The sequence below is a fragment of the Thermovibrio sp. genome (assembly GCA_015488335.1).
In the GTDB taxonomy this organism is placed as follows: domain Bacteria; phylum Aquificota; class Aquificia; order Desulfurobacteriales; family Desulfurobacteriaceae; genus Balnearium.
This window is the reverse complement of the sequence record WFNZ01000049.1, coordinates 1-17,172: the sequence shown is the minus strand read 5'-3', so window position 1 is coordinate 17,172 and position 17,172 is coordinate 1. Positions and strand designations below refer to the sequence as shown.

17 protein-coding genes are annotated in these 17,172 nt (G+C 45.4%); 9 read left to right on the top strand and 8 right to left on the bottom strand.

Annotated features, from left to right (window positions below; genetic code table 11):
- Window positions 1-1,579: DUF505 domain-containing protein (locus tag F8H35_RS05730; protein WP_472572582.1), on the bottom strand; the 1,579-nt coding region annotated here is incomplete at its 3' end.
- 120 nt (window positions 1,580-1,699) lie between these two features.
- Here F8H35_RS05730 and F8H35_RS05725 point away from each other — a divergent pair.
- Window positions 1,700-3,445, top strand: coding sequence for a chloride channel protein (locus tag F8H35_RS05725; RefSeq protein ID WP_472572581.1), 1,746 nt, complete (start codon window positions 1,700-1,702; stop codon window positions 3,443-3,445).
- On the opposite strand, the gene F8H35_RS05720 is transcribed toward F8H35_RS05725, so the two are convergent.
- The 5 genes from F8H35_RS05720 to F8H35_RS05700 are packed head-to-tail and all read right to left on the bottom strand — an operon-like array spanning window position 3,442 to window position 7,686.
- The gene (locus F8H35_RS05720) at window positions 3,442-3,564 is read right to left on the bottom strand and encodes a hypothetical protein (protein WP_472572580.1); all 123 of its coding nucleotides are present in this window, start codon (window positions 3,562-3,564) and stop codon (window positions 3,442-3,444) included. The genes F8H35_RS05725 and F8H35_RS05720 overlap by 4 nt on opposite strands.
- Window positions 3,561-4,673, bottom strand: coding sequence for an aminofutalosine synthase MqnE (mqnE, locus tag F8H35_RS05715; protein ID WP_472572579.1), 1,113 nt, complete (start codon window positions 4,671-4,673; stop codon window positions 3,561-3,563). The genes F8H35_RS05720 and mqnE (F8H35_RS05715) overlap by 4 nt, the downstream gene beginning before the upstream one ends.
- On the bottom strand, window positions 4,673-5,782 hold the full coding sequence (gene mqnE / locus F8H35_RS05710; protein ID WP_472572578.1) for an aminofutalosine synthase MqnE: 1,110 nt from the start codon (window positions 5,780-5,782) through the stop codon (window positions 4,673-4,675). The genes mqnE (F8H35_RS05715) and mqnE (F8H35_RS05710) overlap by 1 nt, the downstream gene beginning before the upstream one ends.
- Complete coding sequence (locus F8H35_RS05705; RefSeq protein WP_472572577.1) at window positions 5,775-6,188, bottom strand: metal-dependent transcriptional regulator; 414 nt, start codon at window positions 6,186-6,188, stop codon at window positions 5,775-5,777. The genes mqnE (F8H35_RS05710) and F8H35_RS05705 overlap by 8 nt, the downstream gene beginning before the upstream one ends.
- A 58-nt stretch (window positions 6,189-6,246) precedes the next feature.
- The gene (locus F8H35_RS05700; RefSeq protein WP_472572576.1) at window positions 6,247-7,686 is read right to left on the bottom strand and encodes an FAD-dependent oxidoreductase; all 1,440 of its coding nucleotides are present in this window, start codon (window positions 7,684-7,686) and stop codon (window positions 6,247-6,249) included.
- A 64-nt stretch (window positions 7,687-7,750) separates the two neighbouring features.
- Between F8H35_RS05700 and F8H35_RS05695 the strand changes: the two genes are divergently transcribed.
- Window positions 7,751-8,719, top strand: coding sequence for an ADP-ribosylglycohydrolase family protein (locus F8H35_RS05695; RefSeq protein WP_472572575.1), 969 nt, complete (start codon window positions 7,751-7,753; stop codon window positions 8,717-8,719).
- 25 nt (window positions 8,720-8,744) lie between these two features.
- Window positions 8,745-10,004: a peptidyl-prolyl cis-trans isomerase gene (locus tag F8H35_RS05690; RefSeq protein ID WP_472572574.1), complete on the top strand. Its 1,260-nt coding sequence runs from the start codon at window positions 8,745-8,747 to the stop codon at window positions 10,002-10,004.
- Here the strand turns inward: F8H35_RS05690 and F8H35_RS05685 are convergent.
- Complete coding sequence (locus F8H35_RS05685) at window positions 9,969-11,183, bottom strand: M16 family metallopeptidase (RefSeq protein WP_472572573.1); 1,215 nt, start codon at window positions 11,181-11,183, stop codon at window positions 9,969-9,971. The two genes, F8H35_RS05690 and F8H35_RS05685, sit on opposite strands and share 36 nt — an antisense overlap.
- Before the next feature lie 43 nt (window positions 11,184-11,226).
- Here F8H35_RS05685 and murD point away from each other — a divergent pair, with 43 nt between their 5' ends.
- The 6 genes from murD to F8H35_RS05655 are packed head-to-tail and all read left to right on the top strand — an operon-like array spanning window position 11,227 to window position 16,642.
- Window positions 11,227-12,486 carry a UDP-N-acetylmuramoyl-L-alanine--D-glutamate ligase gene (murD, locus tag F8H35_RS05680; protein WP_472572572.1) on the top strand — a complete coding sequence of 420 codons (1,260 nt, stop codon included), beginning with the start codon at window positions 11,227-11,229 and terminating at the stop codon, window positions 12,484-12,486.
- Entirely contained in the window at window positions 12,476-13,642 is a 1,167-nt protein-coding gene (locus F8H35_RS05675) for an FtsW/RodA/SpoVE family cell cycle protein (RefSeq protein ID WP_472572571.1), read from the top strand. The genes murD and F8H35_RS05675 overlap by 11 nt, the downstream gene beginning before the upstream one ends.
- On the top strand, window positions 13,639-14,730 hold the full coding sequence (gene murG, locus F8H35_RS05670; protein ID WP_472572570.1) for an undecaprenyldiphospho-muramoylpentapeptide beta-N-acetylglucosaminyltransferase: 1,092 nt from the start codon (window positions 13,639-13,641) through the stop codon (window positions 14,728-14,730). Before F8H35_RS05675 ends, murG begins: the two co-directional genes overlap by 4 nt.
- Window positions 14,709-15,236 carry an SMC-Scp complex subunit ScpB gene (scpB, locus tag F8H35_RS05665; protein WP_472572569.1) on the top strand — a complete coding sequence of 176 codons (528 nt, stop codon included), beginning with the start codon at window positions 14,709-14,711 and terminating at the stop codon, window positions 15,234-15,236. Before murG ends, scpB begins: the two co-directional genes overlap by 22 nt.
- Complete coding sequence (locus F8H35_RS05660) at window positions 15,208-16,065, top strand: cytidylate kinase-like family protein (RefSeq protein WP_472572568.1); 858 nt, start codon at window positions 15,208-15,210, stop codon at window positions 16,063-16,065. The genes scpB and F8H35_RS05660 overlap by 29 nt, the downstream gene beginning before the upstream one ends.
- Window position 16,066: 1 nt before the next feature.
- Window positions 16,067-16,642: a nicotinamidase gene (locus tag F8H35_RS05655; RefSeq protein WP_472572567.1), complete on the top strand. Its 576-nt coding sequence runs from the start codon at window positions 16,067-16,069 to the stop codon at window positions 16,640-16,642.
- Here F8H35_RS05655 and F8H35_RS05650 read toward each other — a convergent pair.
- Window positions 16,639-17,172: cell division protein FtsZ (locus F8H35_RS05650; protein ID WP_472572566.1), on the bottom strand; the 534-nt coding region annotated here is incomplete at its 5' end. The genes F8H35_RS05655 and F8H35_RS05650 overlap by 4 nt on opposite strands.

The following is a 17,172-nucleotide window of genomic DNA, read 5'->3' as shown; positions in this document are numbered from 1 at the left end:
CATAATCAATCTCTTCGTGCCACGTTTCGTCAAACTGGTTGTAAACGTCTTTAACGAAGAATCCCTTTTCGGGAAGTTTATGGAGTACCTGAAGTTCAAACCTTGTGATGTGGGGAAGCCTCTTTATCTCGTATGCCATTTCTGCGTACATCTTTCCAGCCTCTGTGGCTTCTCCACCGCCTATCAGCTGGGCTTTGACTCCCCTGTTGTACCAATCTACGTTTGGAGCGGCAAATTCCTTGTTGGTTATGGTTATTGCCTTAACGGCCACTGCAGGTATCTCTCTGAAGCCTCGGGTCTTCATGTCTTCAAGGACTTTCTTACCGAAGTCTGTCAAGTAGTGAACCTTTTTGCCCTCTTTCTCTTCAGCCCTTATGAGGTTGAAAGATTCAAGGGTGTAGAGGGATTCCTGAACGATGTCGTACATTTTTTCGTACCACTGATTACCTTTCTCGTAGAAAGACTTAAAGAGCTCTTCTACGGTTTTCACTTCGCTAAACTTCTTCTTAATCTCCTCTTTCTTCTGGTATCCAAGATCCTGGTAAATTCTCCTTCCGTAATGTTCTAAGAGGTGTTTGTACTCTTTAAGTGGCTTGTAGAAGAGGTAGTGGACCAGCTCGTCAACTGTTGGGAGAGTGGATGGATCTTCTTCGTGGTGCTTCCATACTTCCTCTATTCCTCTGAGGAGTTCTGCATCTAAGATTTCAACGTTTATTGATTTAACAGGTTTAAAGCTCCTCTCTTTCCAGATCCTGTAGGCCTCTAAGAGGTGTTCGCCTGCAGGGAGAGGATTCCCCTCGTCGTCAATGAGGGCAAGCTCAAATAGAACTTCCTTCTCCTCATCAGTTATAGTCTCAAAGCCTTCGTACACTGCTCTTTCAAGTGAGTCCATTATGTCTTCAGAAATTACAGTTTCAAGTGTTGGCGCTATCGTTTCACAGGCCGCCTTTATCTCCCTTCCAAGGGGAGTAAGGGCGTAGATGTCGGAAGTTGGAACAGAAAACGCTAAGAGCCTCATTGCTCCCATAAGGATGGGGAACCTTCCCCCTGCTGGAAGCATTGAAGATTCAGCAGGGCCTGCCGGCATCTCTTTTATGTACTGGCAGAGTTCCCTGTCTACTATAAGCCTTGGATGGGCGTTCTTAAAGATTTCGTATATATCTTTTGCATATTGGTTTATTGCCCTTACTGTTCCTTTCTTTTCTATCTTCCTCTCTTCAATGAATCCCCTCTTTTCAAGTTCCTTCTCTGTAAGTGGACCGGGAATGTCATCGTTTTCAATGGCGGTTTCAATCATCATAATAACTTCAGAACCTAACCACCTAAAGTCTTCAGTCCACTTAGAAGGGTGTTCAATGAGTTTCTTCTCAACCATTTCGTCTAAGAGGTTTGCAAGAACCCTTCCCCAGTAGGTAAGGGAGTACTCTAAAGGCCTTACTAATCTTAAAAGGTTCATTCTCTCAAGCTCTAAAAACGGTGGTTCCTCGCTCTTCACAAAGAGCTGACATGTAGGGGCGTTGTTCTTCTCTTCTTCCCTTACTCTCAGCAGTGCAAGGGCGTGTTCTTTTCTGATTACCATTTACTTCCCTCCTCACAGATTTTCTTTTCCTGTATTAAATTATGTCAAATGAAATTTTAAGTCAATCAGTCCTTATTTCCCTTTTAATAACCGAGATTCATGTTTTATCATACTCCCATCATGATAAAAGAACTCTATGAAATAAGGAAGCTGTTATTCCTATCGGTTCCTGTTGGAATACTTGCTGGCCTTTTAGCTGCTGCTTTTCTCTACACCTTAGACCACTGTACTTTTTTCTTCCTTGGGAAGATTGTGGGATACTACCCCCCAAAACCTGCCGGAGAGGGGGGGAGCTCCGCTTACGCCTTCTTCATTTCCCACAAATTTCTTATCCCTTTTGTTACTGCCCTAGGAGGACTTATCGTAGGGTTTATGGTTTACCTGCTTGCCCCTGAAGCTGCCGGTGTGGGAACAGATGCTGCAATAAAGGCCTTCCACTACGGACTGCCCGTTGGTTTGAGGAGTTCTTTTGTTAAGTTAGTTGCTTCTGCCATAACTATAGGTTCAGGTGGAGCTTCTGGTAGGGAAGGGCCTATGGCCCTTATTGGTGCAGGTGTGGGTCGCTGGTTGGGAGAAGTTCTCAGGCTAACTCAGAATGAGAAGAACTTACTTCTTGCAGCAGGACTCGGAGCTGGGATCGGTGCCGTTTTTAGAGCTCCCTTTGCCGGTGGAATTCTTAGTGCTGAAGTTTTCTACAAAGAGGACTTTGAAGTTGAAGCCCTCATTCCCGGTTTTGTTGCTTCAATCGTTGCTTACTTAGTTGCCGGTAGCTTTGTAGGTTATAAACCCCTGTTTAAGACAGAGATTCCATTTCCCCACTTCTCATCCGAGGAGATAGCCGGTTACATAGTTCTGGGGATCACATCGGCCTTCGTTGCAAAACTGGCGGTTTTTATCTTTTACAGGGTTAAGGAGTTTTTCAGGGAGCTCCCCGTTCATCCGATCCTTAAGCCTGCAATCGGCGGTTTCCTGGCAGGTCTGTGTGGGCTTATAACTCCTCTGGCAATAGGGAACTCCTACGGTTGGATTCAGTTCTTTATGGAAAATACTTTTCTCTACATTTCACTTCCGCTTTTAATTCTCAGTATTCCCCTCGTAATTCTGGCCTTCTCATTTACCCTGGCTTCCGGTGGTTCCGGTGGTGTTTTTGGTCCTTCACTTGTTATAGGCGGAATAACCGGTGCTACCCTTTCTCTTCTATTCAACGACCTTTTGGGAGGCAACGTTTTTGATACTGGAACGATGACCGTTGTAGGCATGATTTCGGTTTTTACTGCGGCAGCCAGTGCTCCTCTATCAACAATTGTTCTGGTGGCAGAGATGACTCAAGGTTACAACATTCTTCCCTATGCCCTTCTCTCTCTTGTTATAGCCCACAACCTTGCAGGGCATGATAGGACCCTCTTTGAGTATCAGCTTCTCAACAGACTTGACTCTCCAATTCACAGAGACGAGTTAAAAGCCTACATACTGAGAATTGCTAAGGTTAAGGACGTTATGACTAAAAACGTTATAACCCTTAAACCCGATGCTTCTGTTCTTGAAGCCAAAAGGATAATGGCGGAGAAGTTTATAGCTGGAATTCCCATAGTTGACGATTTGGAGAGGGTTATAGGGATAGTTACAACCTCGGATGTTCTTAAAGTGGAACCTGAGAAGATGGCAGTAACAAAAGTTGAGAAGATAATGACCCGCAAACCCATGTGCGTTCTGCCTACCTGGGATCTTTTAGAAGTAATGAAGCTTTTTGTTAACAGCGGTTTTGGTAGAGCTCCCGTCGTCTCAGATTTTGAGTCAATGAGGCTTGTTGGGATAATTTCGCGGGCCGACATAGCCCGCTACCTTGTGAAGAAAGGTATTGTCTAATTTCCTGGTTTTCTCTTCTTCTCCTCAAGGGTGTGTTTCCAGGCAAGAATAGCGAAGGAGAGGGGTAAAAGGATGGCTATAACTGTGCAGATTATCCCTAAAATGGTGTTTTCACTCACTGTTCTACCTCCTGATATATTTTGAGAACGTTGTAGAGAGTATCCCTTTCAACGGGAATCTTCCCTGCTTCCTTTATCAGTTTAATAAGCCTCTCTTTCGGGATAAACTGACCTGCCCTTGCTCCTGCCGCTTGAGTAATGTCTTCCTCTGTAACTGTTCCGTCTATGTCGTCTGCTCCGAACTGTAGGGCTATCTGTGCCACCTTCTCACCCAACATTATCCAGTAGGCCTTTATGTGGGGAAAGTTATCAAGCATAAGTCTTGAAACGGCAATGGTTTTCAGCTCGTCAAAACCTGTTGTGTAGTTTGCTCCGGGTATCTCTGTGTTTTTCGGGTGGAAGGCTAACGGAATAAAGGTTTGAAATCCACCGGTTTCTTCCTGAGCCTCCCTTAGCCTTATCAGATGGTCTACCCTGTCGGCGTAAGACTCTATATGGCCAAAGAGCATAGTTGCGTTGCTCTTCAGTCCCAACCTGTGGGCAGTTTTGTGTATGTACAGGTACTCCTCTGCACTTATCTTGTCGGGGCAGAGCTTTTCTCTCACTTCCCTTGAAAATATCTCTCCTCCGCCTCCTGGCATTGAGCCCAGCCCTGCCTCTATCAGGTCTTTCAGCGTTTCTTCAACGCTCCTGTTTCCCTTTTCAGAAATGTACTTTATCTCTTCTGCCGTATAGGCTTTTACGTGGATCTCAGGGAAAGCCAGTTTAACCTGTCTTACTATATCTATGTAGTCTTGGTAGCTCCAGTCGGGGTGAAGGCCACCAACTATGTGGACTTCTGTAAGTCCGGGGTTTACTCTTCTGTAGTTTTCTATCTTTCTCAGGATTTCCTCTACAGTTAGCTCGTAGGCTCCTTCCTCTCCTTTCTTCTTTCTGAAGGCGCAGAACTTACACGTTCCCACACAGATGTTCGTTGGGGTTATGTGGACGTTTACGTTGAAGTAGGCAAACTTTCCGTTTTTCCGCTCTGCTACAAGGTTTGCAAGGTAGCCTACCGTGTGGATATCTTCCGATTCAAAGAGGGTAAGTCCGTCTTCAAAGGAGAGCCGCTCTCCGTTTATCACTTTTTCTGCTATGGGAATCAGTCTTCTGTCTCTGATAAACTCCATCAGTAAACCCTCAGAACGTTGTAGTGTGTGTCCCTTTCAACGGGAGTTCTTCCGGCTTCCTTTATCAGTTTTATGAGCCTTTCTTTTGGCATGTAGGAGGAGCCGGGAGCTCCCGCCGACCTTGTTATCGTCTCCTCAACAACGGTTCCGTCTAAGTCATCAACTCCAAAGTGGAGTGAAACCTGTGCCAGTTTCTCTCCTAAAGTTATCCAGAAAGCCCTTATGTGTGGAAAGTTATCTAACATAAGTCTTGAAACGGCCAGCATCTTCAGGTCGTCAAATCCGGTTGTGAAGTTCCCGCCAAGCTCTGTGTTTTTGGGTTGGTAGGCGAAGGAGATGAAGGCCTGGAAGCCTCCGGTTTCGTCCTGGAGCTCTCTCAACCTTATCAAATGGTCTACTCTCTCTTCAAAGGTTTCTATGTGGCCGTAGAGAATTGAAGCATTGGTCTTGAGGCCGTAAGAGTGGGCTATCCTGTGGATTTCAAGGTACCTTTCGGCAGAGAGTTTCTGAGGACAGAGCCTTTCCCTAACTCTTTTACTGAAAACTTCCGCTCCTCCTCCGGGGAAGGCATCAAGCCCTGCTTCTACCAATTCCTTTAAAACCGTTTCTACTTTCTTTCCTGAAATTCTGCACAGGTGGTCTATCTCCTCGGCGGTAAAGGCCTGTATTTTTGCTTCAGGAACGGCCTCTTTTATCTCCCTTATAAACTGAAGGTACTTTTGGTAGTTCCACTCAGGATGAAGACCGCTGACTATGTGTATCTCAGATACGTTTCCTGCCTCTTTTGCCTTCCGAACGGCCTCTTCAACGGTTAGTTCGTAGGCTTCTTCCTCTCCTCTCTCCTTCCTGAAGGCACAGAACTTGCAGGTTCCTACACACAAGTTTGTAAGGTTTATGTGTCTGTTTACCGTAAAGTAGACCAGCAGGCCGTTCTTCTTTCTGTTTGCAAAGTCTGCCAGTTTTCCAAGGGTTAGAAGGTCGTCTGTTTCAAACAGTTTTACGCCATCTTCAAACGTTAGCCGCTTTCCGGCTGTCACCTTTTCTGCTATGGGAAGGAGCTCCCTGTCTTCAACCAACCTTTCGTCAAGTATTTCGTGGACTTCAGTCATTCTTCTCCTCAAAGGGCTTGATGTTTTTCTTTTCCAGCATTTCCATTAGCTTCTCAATTCGCTTAACTGTTTCTTCAGATAGGTGGTGTTCAATTAGACAGCCTTCCTTCTCTGCCTTTTCCGGTGAAAGTCCTAAAACAGTTTCAAAGAACTTAATAAGGACTTTGTGTTTTCTGTAGAGCTCTTCGGCGTAGCTCTTTCCTTTCTCTGTTGTTATTACGTAACCGTAAGGCTCATACTTTATAAATCCCTTTTCTGAAAGTCTTTTTAGAACTTCAGTAACGGTGGGCATCTTAACGTTCCTTGCCTTTGCTATTTCTTTTACCCGGGCTACCTTATTCTCTTTTTCAAGTAGGTATATGGTTTCAAGGTAGTCTTCAAGCCTCGGTGCCAGCTTTTCTCCCATTTTTTCCTCTCTCAGGTTCTTTACCCTAAGAATATATTGCTAACTCCGTTAAGTTTCACTAACTCCTCACCTTTATTCCACAGTGTTGACAGAGGGAGCTCTCCGAAACCACAAACAGGTTCTTGCCGGAAACTCTCTCAGGTTTTTTCCTGTAAATATCAACTGTGAACCAGGCTCTTTCGGAGAGCCCTAACTTCTTAAGTACTTGGGCAGCAGTTTTCCTTGCCCTACCGCAGGCCTCAACGAATGTTGTCATTCCTGTGGCAGTATCTCCCGTAATAGAGGTTCTATCTCCAGCAAGTTTTTTAACCAGGGATTCATCAACTTTAAAACCTACTGCTGGAACGATGTAGTCGTATTTGTACCTTCCACAGGAGAGGTGGAGTTCCCCGCCTTCAGCTCCTAAAACGGCACAGTTGGTGTAGATTTTTACCCCCTCTTTAGCTGCAGCAGAGAGTTCCTTCTTCCGAGCCCTTATAGATTCGGCCTTCCCTCTGTAGAAAACAGAAACTTCAGCCCCTAACCGAACCCCTAACCTTGCAACATCTAAAGCTGTGTCTCCAGCTCCGATAACTGCCAGTCTTTTACCCTTTAAATCTGGAGGGTTCTTCAGAAACTCCAACGGGTAAATAACGTTTTCCTCTCCTTCTATCTCGTTTAATTTATTTTCCAACTGAGCTCCTACCGAAACTACAGTCCAGTCGTAACCCTCTAATTTCTTTTTAACTTCTGTCTCATTAAAAATTCTGATGTTCTTAAACGAGAGGGCGTACTCAATTTCTCTCCTAACAAGCTCCTTATTGACTTTGAATTCCGGTATGTAGTTAATAAGTCCTCCAAGTTCTCTTTCCCTCTCAAACAGGTCAACCTGAACCCCTGTAGATGCTAAGTAGTAGGCGGCCGTTATTCCTGCCAATCCTCCCCCAATAACTGCAACCCTTTTATCTGTTAACGGAAAGAAGGGCTCTCTGTCTTTTATTTCCAATTTCTCAAGGACTATTCTGCCCATTTCTCTGTGGACTTCCCTTATCCTTAAAGGTCTTTCAGGGAGGATTCCGCACTTCTCTTCGCAGGAAGCAGGGCAGAGCTCCCCCAGAGTAAATGGAAAAGGTGATGAGAGGAAGAAAATCCCGAACCCTTCTTCCAACTTTCCTTCTTCACAGCAGGCCATAAACGATGGAACCTTAACTTCGGCAGGGCAGAAGTCCTCACACGGAGAAGTCTCTCTCTTTACTCCTCTTTTAGCGTCTAACAGCTGTATGGCGTACAGAAACGCCTGAGCACTGCCCAGTGTAACAGAGCCGTAGTTCAGAGGAAACCCTAACAGATACCAGTAGTAGAAAGGAAATGTGAAAATGGTAAAGATAGAGAGCCCCGTCAGATATCTTTTCCCGTAAACCTGACCAAGGCCTGGAACGGCTGCTGAGAGGAGCAGTTCCTTTTTCCTTTCTCTAATTATCTTAACAGCTTCAAAAGCAATTTTCCTGTCCGGTTCCATACTTTCTCCTCTACTGGAAAATACAATTATAGAGACTTTAACTCAGCAAAATTTGGGAGGAATTATGCTCGTTGGAAAAGTAGAAGGTGCCGTTTTTGGAGCCGTTATTGGCGATGCCCTTGGAACTCTGGTTGAGGAGATGGATAGGGATACAGTTGGGAAAGCTTACGGTGGGCCAATCTTTAATTTCAGAGAGCCTTCTCCCCTCTCCGTTTGCCCCCATTTGAAGAAGGGGCAGTACTCTCATGAGTCTCAGATTTTCCTAATGGCACTGGAAGTTTACGCTGCAAAAGGATACTTTGACGAAAACCTCTACATAGAGAAACTGGTAGATTGGGTAAAGGATGAGAAATCCCACAGGTATCCCGCAGGTTCTCACGTAAACGCTGCTCTCTCTTACGCTGCCGGTCTTGAACCGGACGAGGCGAGGGTTAAGGCCTGCGACATAGACGGTGCTATTCCTGCTGTTGCTGCAGGTATTTTCAGATGGGACAGCAGTTACGATGCCTACTCTGAGGGAAGGTACATAGCTTCAGTTACTCACGACGATGAAGCCCTTGTGGATACAGCTGGGGTTCTTGCCGTTGCAGTCTCTGAAGTTTTGGGAGGAAGAGTTCTTCTCTCTACCAGGGAAGATCGTTTGGGCTTTGTTGAGATCCTCAGGGAGTTTGCTCAAACACCGATGGTTCGCTCTTACTTAGACCTTCTCTATCAAGCTCTCGGCAGAGAGGATGTTGACCTTGATGAGATTATTCTCCTTATAGGTAACGGAAGCTTTGCACCCGAGGCTTTTTCACTTGCCCTTTACATAGCTCTTACCAACTCCACATCCTACAGGAAGGCTGTTTTAACGGCCGTAAACTCTTATGGAGATTTTGGGGGAGATACGGATGCTGTGGCCTTTATTACGGGAGCTCTCGTCGGAGGTTACCTCGGCATTTCGTCAATTCCGGAAGAGTGGTTGAAGTGCGTTGAAGGGGCAGATTATATTAGGTTTCTCACAAAGAAATTAATTGATAAAATCAAACAATAATTTGAATCTAAAACTTGGAGGAAGTATGAGGTGTAAAGAGCCTGTTTTAGCCCTTTTTGTTACAGCCCTTCTTACGGGAACTGCCCCTGCCGTCTGCACTCCCAGTACTCCCCTTTTAAAGGTTGACGGTAGAACGGTTGACTACTCTTACTTTCAGTACGTTGAGTCAACCATTCCCCAGTGGGCTATGAAAAAGTACTACCCCGGTGTTAAGGGGAAAGAGGAGCTCCTCAAAAAAATTCTGGAAAGGCAGTTAATTCTTCAGTATTACCTTGACAAGGGCTTTTTTAAAAAACCGGAAATTAAGGAGCATGTTGAGAGGTTCAAGATAAAGACCCTTGCTTCGTTGTACCTTATGAAACATATGAAACCTCCTAAAGTTACTGAGGCTGAAATAGAGAAAACGATAGAGAAGTACTATAGAGGAAAGAAGGTTACGCCGGGGCTCCGTCGCTCTGTAAAGATAAACCTTGAGGCTCAGAAACTGTCTCGGGAGAGGGAACGGATTATTTCAGCTGTAAAGTCCCGTTTGAAAATTGTTAACCTCAACCCTAAGTCATCAAACGACGTAGTTGCCGTTTACGGGAACAGGAAAATAACCTACGGGGAGGTTAAGCCTCTTATTGGGGAAAGAGCTACACCCCTAAGCTTAAAGAGAGCTCTTGAAACCTATGCTTTATACCTGAATGCTCTAAAGGAAGGACTTGATAAGGAGTTCCAGTTCAGGAACCAGCTTCTCTCTTTTGAAGAAAACCTTGCCGTTTCCTCTTTTGAAAGGAAAGTTCTAGACAGTGTAAAAGTTTCAGATAAGGAGATAAAAGACTACTACAAGAAACACAGGGAGGAGTTTAAAACACCGGCTTCTGCAAAGGTTCTCATTTTTGTTTTTCCTTCAGAAAAAGAAGCGAGGAAATCTCTTAAAGCTCTTGAATCTGACAAGTCTTTGAAAGAGGCTGTGCCCGGTTTTGTTTTCTCAACCGGTCGGGAGTGGACTGTCCTATCGGACGATAGGAATAACCCGGTCTCTATGCTCGTCTTCTCCTCTAAGAAGAAGTACAATCTCCTTAACATGCCCGATGGAAGAACCCTTTTAATAGTTGTTGAAAGCAGGAAACCCTCAAGCTATCTACTTTTGGGGGATGTCTACTCTACTATAAAGAATAGGCTTTCAGAGAAGAGGGCTAAGCAGGTTATAGAGAGAAAAATAGCTGAGCTGAAGATGAAATACTCTGCCCGAATTCTCCCCGATTCAGACCGCTGTTTCAGGAAGGAGGAGTCCGAATAGGGGCTCCTCTTTCAGGAACTCTACCGCTTTCAGAAACTGGGGTAGTTCGGCTTTTTTTAAGTCTTCAAGGAACTCCGTTGAGTAACCTATATCTTCCATAACTGTTGAGGCAAAACCCAAACTGTCCGCTTCTGCCTCTCCTACTTCTCTTCCAAAGAGTTCCGTTCTGTAGAGTTTTCTCTTTGCCACTTCAAACTCCTTCTCGGCGATTGAAGGGAGCTCCCTGCACAGCTTTAAAATCTTTTCAGCTGCCTCTTCCGGTTTTTCCGTTACAGCTCCTACCGTAAAGTTGGCTCCAAACTTCAAGTTCTGATAGTTTGACGAAGCAGAGAAGACAGTTCCCTTCTCCCTCAGTTCTCTGAATAGGAGGGAGCTCCGCCCCAGTGATAGGAGTGAATCAAGGATGTCGTAGTAAACGTCGTGCCTTCCTGCCGGTGGCAGTTTCCATCCTAATAGGACGTAGGGGAGCTCTACTGTTGGATGTTTGATTGTGAACTTCCCGTTTGAGTATAGCTCATTCTCCGTTTCTGGGGTAAAGTAATACTCCTCTCTCCTCAGGTTCCCAAAGAGCTCTTCAATTTTTTCCAGAACGCTCTCTCCTTTGATATTTCCTTCAACTACAACAGTTAACCTTTTTGGAGTGTAGAACCTCTCGTAGAAACTCCTTACTTTTTCAGAGGTAAAGCTCTTGACTGTTTCTTCAAACCCTAAAATTGGGAACCTGTAGGGAGCTCTCCTGTAAAGCCGTTTTAAGAACTCTTCAGTAAAAACCTCGTGGGGGTTGTCCTTACTTCTAACTATTTCCTCTAAAACTATAGGGATTTCCTTCTCAACGTGTTTTTGGTCAATGAGCGGTCTTAGAGTAAGGTCTGAGAGAACAGATAGGGCAACTTCCCACTCTTCTGCAGGGAGGTTAACGTAGTAGTAGGTATAGTCGTAAGACGTTGCGGCGTTTAACTCTCCACCTAACCTTTCAACAATCCTGTCCGCCTCTCCTTCTGGGAAACCCTCGCTTCCGTTAAATATTACGTGTTCAAGGAAGTGGGCTATGCCTCTTTCATCTTCTCTTTCGTACGAGGCACCGGCTTTTACCCATACGGATACTGTTGCCGACGAAAGGTCCGGTCTCTCTTTTACTACGGCTCTAACTCCGTTGCTCAGTGTCTTTACCTTCAGCATGACGAAAATTATACTTTAGGAAAACTGCCGGAGGGAACAGGACTTGAAGGCTCTTATTCTGGGTAAGGGTGTAAGTGGCCGGGGGGCTGCGCGTCTTTTAGATTCGCTGGGATTCTCCTATCAGTTTTACCAGGATGGGGACGGTGTTCCTGATGTTTCTCTGTTTGATTTTTCTGTTAAGTCTCCTGGGTTTTCTATTAACCATAAAATTTTACGATTATTACGGGAAAAAAATATACCCACCCTCGGCGAAATTGAACTCGCCTTTCGCTTCTCCCGGGGAAAAACGGTTTCAGTCACAGGAACAAACGGAAAGAGCACGACAACAGCCCTGATCCACACCACGCTCAAAACCAACGGCAAAAGAACATTTATCGGCGGAAACTTTGGAACTCCATTTTCGGAATTCGCCCTCAAAACAACCCTAGAAACAGTTTCGGTTATAGAGCTCTCGTCGTTCCAGATAGAAGACCTTAAATCGTACAGATCAGACATATCCGTGGTACTAAACATCACGCCAGACCATATGAACAGATACAGAGATTTCCAGGAGTACACAGAAACGAAACTTAAACTGCTCAACCACTCAGACATCGTCGTTTTAAACAGAGACGACCCGCAACTCAAAAGCCTAAGAGGAGACAACATTATCTTTTTCAGCAGAAAAGAGAGAGCAGACACATACGTAGATTCAGAAAAGGTAGTGGTTAACCTCAACAAGAAAACGGAAATACCCCTGTCGGAGCTCCCCCTGAAAGGAGTTCACAACCTTGAAAACTACATGGCAGCAGCAACGGTATTAAACCTTTTGGGATTAACAGAAGACCAGATAATAAGAGGATTTAAAGCATTTAAGGGACTTCCCCACAGAACCGAATTTGTAGAGACGATAAAAAGAGTTAGATTCATAAACGACTCAAAGTCAACAAATCCGGATTCTCTCAGAAAAGCGCTTGAAAGCTTTGAAAAAGTTATCCTGATAGCAGGCGGGAGCAACAAGGGACTTGACTTTGGAAAACTGAGAGAACTCTTTAAAGAGCGGGTAAAAGGAGCCGTATTTATAGGAGAAACTGCTGAGCTCCTCTCAGAAACGTTCAAAGGCCTTTCCACTATTCTAAGGGCAAACTCTATGGAAGAGGCGGTGAAGAAGGCATTTGAACTCTCTGAACCAGGAGATACAGTTCTCCTCTCTCCGGGGTGTGCAAGCTTTGATATGTTCAAGAACTTTGAGGAGAGGGGAGAAGCTTTTAAAAAGGCTGTACTGAAACTAAAGAGAGAGCTGGAGGAAAAGGTTGAAGATTAGAGAATACTACGGATGGGCTATATTCGGGAGCTCCCTCATTCTCTCCCTCTTAGGTCTCATATTCGTGTACACGGGAAGCTACTTCTGGTGCTTAAGGTGTGGAGCTCCTCCTTACTCTTACGCCCTAAAACAGGCGGTTGCCCTGCTTATGGGAGTTGGAACAGCACTGTTCATCTACAAATACGTAGACTACAGAAACTTCGTCTCAAAGAGATTCCTCTGGGCAATTTATCTTACTGCGCTACTACTCCTTATTGCTGTTCTTATTTTCGGGAAGGAGATAAACAACTCAAAAAGCTGGATAATTATAGGGGGATTCTCATTTCAACCGGCAGAACTGGCAAAAGTACTAATCATTGTTTTTGATTCAGCGTACATAAGATACAAATGGTACGACATAACAAAGAGCCTGCGCTTTTTCTTAACTTTTATGGCTTTCGGTCTGTTTATCCCTGATCTCCTCATACTTGCAGAAGGTGATTTAGGATCTGCCATGATACTGACAATCTCCGTATTTGCCATACTGTTCATAACAGGACTAAACCTTAAGTATATAGCCTATCCGGTGGCTTTCGGGGGAATCTTCTTCACCCTTGCCGTTATAACAGCTCCCTACAGACTGATGAGGATCAAGATACTACTACATCCGGAGAACTACATTCAGACGGCAGGTAAGTACAGCAGTTATCAGTTAGTTCAAGCATTTGTAGCCTTTGCAAAGGGCGGGCTCACAGGAATGGGAATAGGAAACGGCATCCTCTCTAAGTTCCAGTTCTTGACCTTCGCCTTCAGCGACTTTATGTTTGCCCACATAGCAGAAGAGGTGGGAGCAGTCGGAGCTCTCTCTGTTCTCCTCATATTCCTGCTGATACTATATTTAGGCCTTTCAATAGCCGACAGAACGGATGAGCAGGTAGGGAAGTACATGGCCCTGGGACTCACTCTTTACATCTTTCTCCAGGCAGCAGTCCATATAGGAGTAAACATAGGGCTCTTACCTACAACAGGAATAACTCTACCGTTTATGAGCTTGGGAGGGAGCTCCCTCATCTCCTCTTTTATAGCAGTGGGAATACTTATGAGCATAGCAAGACACCTTCCACCGGAGTCTCAGGTAACGGTCAGGCTGATGAGTAAAGGGAGGTATACCTATTGAGATTCCTTATAGCCGGAGGAGGAACGGGAGGCCACTACTTTCCGGCACTCGCAGTTGCAGAAGCCTTGAGAGAAGATGGCCACTCAATCCTATACGTCGGAACAGGAAACGGCATAGAGAGAAAGTTGGGTTTCCCTTCCAACAGATTCCTGCTGCTCAACGTTTCAGGATTTGTTGGCCGAGGCCTCAAGGGATATCTCTCTTCCTTTAAGTTCCTCACGTCAACAATCAAACTCCTCAACGAAATAGAGAACTTCCAACCCGACGGAGCAGTTGTTTTTGGAGGTTATGCCTCACTCCCTTCTGGAATAGCCTCATTCATCAAAAAGATTCCCGTTTACGTTCAGGAGCAGAACTCAGTTCCAGGCAGGGTAAACAGGTTCCTCTCAAAGTTCTCTAAGTGCTCGTTCTTGGGATTTCCGAGAGCGGAGAAGTTCATGGAGGGAAAAAAGCTCTTTACGGGGAATCCCCTGCGCAGAGAGGTGGTAGAGGCAGCAAGAAAAAGGAGCACTGTCAGAGAAGAAACCCTGAAAAAACTAAGCCTATCCAACAGCAAAAAGACTCTTCTGGTTATGGGGGGAAGTCAGGGAGCTCTCTTTCTCAACCGGCTCTTCATAGATGCGACACCATTCCTCAGCAGAGAAGTTCAGGTAATTCACATAACGGGGGAATCAAAGGAAGAAGAAAAGCTCTTAGAAGCTTACAGGAGCAGGGGAATTGAAGCGAGAGTCTTTACCTTCTACAGGAAAGTGTGGGAGCTCTATTCGGTAGCCGATTGTGCCGTTTCAAGGGCGGGAGCTCTGGCGATATCAGAACTTTCTCTCTTTGGAATACCGACCCTCTTTATCCCCTACCCTTACGCTGCAGACGACCATCAACTCAAAAACGCCCAATTCCTCTCCGAAATGGGGGCGGCCCTCTACCGTAAACAGGAAGAGATTACCCCTTTGGAAACAGCTGAAATACTTGATTCCCTTCTCTTTAGTATAATTGAGAAAGAGAGGTTAAAAGAGAACTTCCTCTCCTTTTCAAAACCGGAAGCCACAGAGATAATAGTAGAGGTAATATGCGGGAAAAGAGGCTGTTAGAGGCTGCCATCTTTCTATCTCAAGAGCCCGTTAAACCTGAAGAACTCTCTGAAAAATTAGAACTCCCGGTTGAGAGGGTGAGGAAGCTCCTTGAAGAGCTCTCCTGGGATTACAGAGACAGGGGGATTATCCTGAAAAAGGTTTCAGGTGGATACCGTTTTTTTACTGCTCCAGACCTTTCACAGGAGCTCAAAAAGTTTGTAGAGGACAGACCAGTTAAGCTATCCAGACACCTTCTTGAAGTTCTTGCCATTATTGCCTACAACCAACCTATAACGAAAAAAGAGATAGCCGCAATAAGAGGACAGAACCCGGACGGTGCAATAAGGTCTTTGATGGAAAAGGGACTGATAGAAGTGGCAGGGAGGGCTCCTACGCCCGGTAGACCAAAACTCTACAGGACAACAGAGGCCTTCTTATACCACTTCAGGCTGAATTCACTATCGGAGCTCCCTGAAATCAAATTAGAGGAAGAGGTTGGAAGACAGAATTCAAGAAGCAATTGAGATGCTCTACGAGGACGAGACTTTAGCTCTGTGTTGTGAAGATGCTCTCCCCAAGATAGAGGAGTTTTTCGTTCGGCTTAACAAGTATCTACCCGACTTCATAGACGAGGAGTTCTTCCTTGAACTTGCAGATACTATTAGGATAAACTTAATCTCAAATCCCAACTACAAAAGGAGATTTACGGAGGAGAAGATGGGTGTCATTACCGTGACTTACGAGTTGGGCTCAACGGGGCTTGAAGTTGCCAAAAATGTGGCAGAGAGGTTGGGGTACAAACTCGTTTTTACTGAAGTTCTCCAGGAGGTCGCAAGGAGGCTTGGAGTCCCCGAGTGGAAGGTAGAGGACTTCAACGAGTTTAAATACGTTCCGTCAAAACTCTCTCTCTTTGACCTCTTTCAGCTTGACAAAGACCTGATAGATTTCGGTGCAATTTTTGGAACCAAGAAGAAAGAGATAACCTTTGAGGAGTTCAGAGAGGCACTGGTGAAGGCGGTCACGGCCTTTGCCGTTTCAAACGACGTTGTTATTGTTGGTCATGGGGCTGCCTGCATCCTTCAGGAGTATCCCAACTCGTTTCACCTGAAAGTTGAAGCTCCTTTCATTGATAGAGTTAAAACTTATGCTGAGAATACTGGAAAAGGCCTTAACGAGGCCGAGAAGGAGCTTAAGAAGATTGATGAAAAAGAGGTAATGTTCTACAAGGATATATGTGGTGAAGATATCAGGGAGATAAACCTCTTTCACATGAAGTTAAATACGTCAAAGGTTCCGGTAGAGGCTGCAACGGAACTGGTTATAAACGGATTTAAGCTTTTAGTTGAGGAGTAGAATGGTATCTCTGACCGGTAGAGATGCCCTTATAGTTGTTGATATGCAGAACGATTTTATGCCCAACGGAAGGCTTCCCGTTCCTGGAGCAGATAGGATAATTCCAAGCATCAACAGGTACTGTAACCTCTTTTACTCCAAAGGGTTACCCTTATTTGCTACGAGGGACTGGCATCCGGAAAACCACGTCTCCTTTGATGTTAACGGTGGAAGGTGGCCGGTTCACTGTGTTCAGTGGAGCAGGGGAGCTGATTTTGCCGACGGTTTGGAGCTCCCCCCCGATACCTTCATAATAAACAAGGGGGATAGACCCGAGCTTGAGGCCTACTCGGGATTTCAGGGAACAGTCCTTGACTCCCTGTTGAAGGAGAGGGGAGTTAGAAGGGTGTTTGTCTGCGGTGTCGCCACAGAGTTCTGCGTTAAGAATACCTGTTTAGGGGCGTTGAACTTAGGCTATACTGTCTTTGTGCTAAAAGACGGAGTTAAAGGTCTTAACAGGAATTCAGAGGAGGAGGCAATAAAGAACCTCCTTCAAGCAGGTGCGGTGGTGATAGGGAGCTCCGATATAGTTCCTTAGTCCTCTTCAAGGTCTTTCAGTATGTTTTCTATGTCTATGGGGAGCTCTGAAACTTCAGGGCTCTCTTTCTCATAGCTTTCTCTCTTCCATATAGTTCCACCTGTTGCCCTTCCCTTCTCGTCAAACCCGGTGGCTATTACAGTTACCTGAATTGAACCCTCAAGCTCCTCATCTAACGTAACGCCAAAGAAGAAGTTTGTATCATCCCTCTTCGTTCTCTCCTTAATGAGGCCTGCAGCTGCATAGGCTTCGTCAAGGGTGAGGTCTGAACCACCGCTGATGTTTACAAGTATCCTGCTGGCTCCTTCAACCTGAACGTTCTCAAGGAGGGGATTGTCTATGGCCTTACGGGCTGCAGTTAGAGCTCTATCCTCTCCGTCTGCCTCGCCGGTTCCCATCAGGGCATAACCGCCGCTGTGCATAACCGTTTTAACGTCTGCAAAGTCAAGGTTTATAAGGCCGGGCTTTGTTATCACCTCCGTTATCCCCTTCACCGCCTGATAGAGAACGTTATCTGCCAGTTTAAAAGC

Coding starts and splice junctions, on each gene's coding strand:
- scpB (WP_472572569.1), top strand. CDS start 14,709: ATGCGGGAAAAGAGGCTGTTAGAGGCTGCCATCTTTCTATCTCAAGAG.
- F8H35_RS05690 (WP_472572574.1), top strand. CDS start 8,745: ATGAGGTGTAAAGAGCCTGTTTTAGCCCTTTTTGTTACAGCCCTTCTT.
- F8H35_RS05725 (WP_472572581.1), top strand. CDS start 1,700: ATGATAAAAGAACTCTATGAAATAAGGAAGCTGTTATTCCTATCGGTT.
- F8H35_RS05685 (WP_472572573.1), bottom strand. CDS start 11,183: ATGCTGAAGGTAAAGACACTGAGCAACGGAGTTAGAGCCGTAGTAAAA.
- mqnE (WP_472572579.1), bottom strand. CDS start 4,673: ATGGAGTTTATCAGAGACAGAAGACTGATTCCCATAGCAGAAAAAGTG.
- F8H35_RS05705 (WP_472572577.1), bottom strand. CDS start 6,188: ATGGGAGAAAAGCTGGCACCGAGGCTTGAAGACTACCTTGAAACCATA.
- F8H35_RS05695 (WP_472572575.1), top strand. CDS start 7,751: ATGCTCGTTGGAAAAGTAGAAGGTGCCGTTTTTGGAGCCGTTATTGGC.
- F8H35_RS05655 (WP_472572567.1), top strand. CDS start 16,067: ATGGTATCTCTGACCGGTAGAGATGCCCTTATAGTTGTTGATATGCAG.
- mqnE (WP_472572578.1), bottom strand. CDS start 5,782: ATGACTGAAGTCCACGAAATACTTGACGAAAGGTTGGTTGAAGACAGG.
- F8H35_RS05700 (WP_472572576.1), bottom strand. CDS start 7,686: ATGGAACCGGACAGGAAAATTGCTTTTGAAGCTGTTAAGATAATTAGA.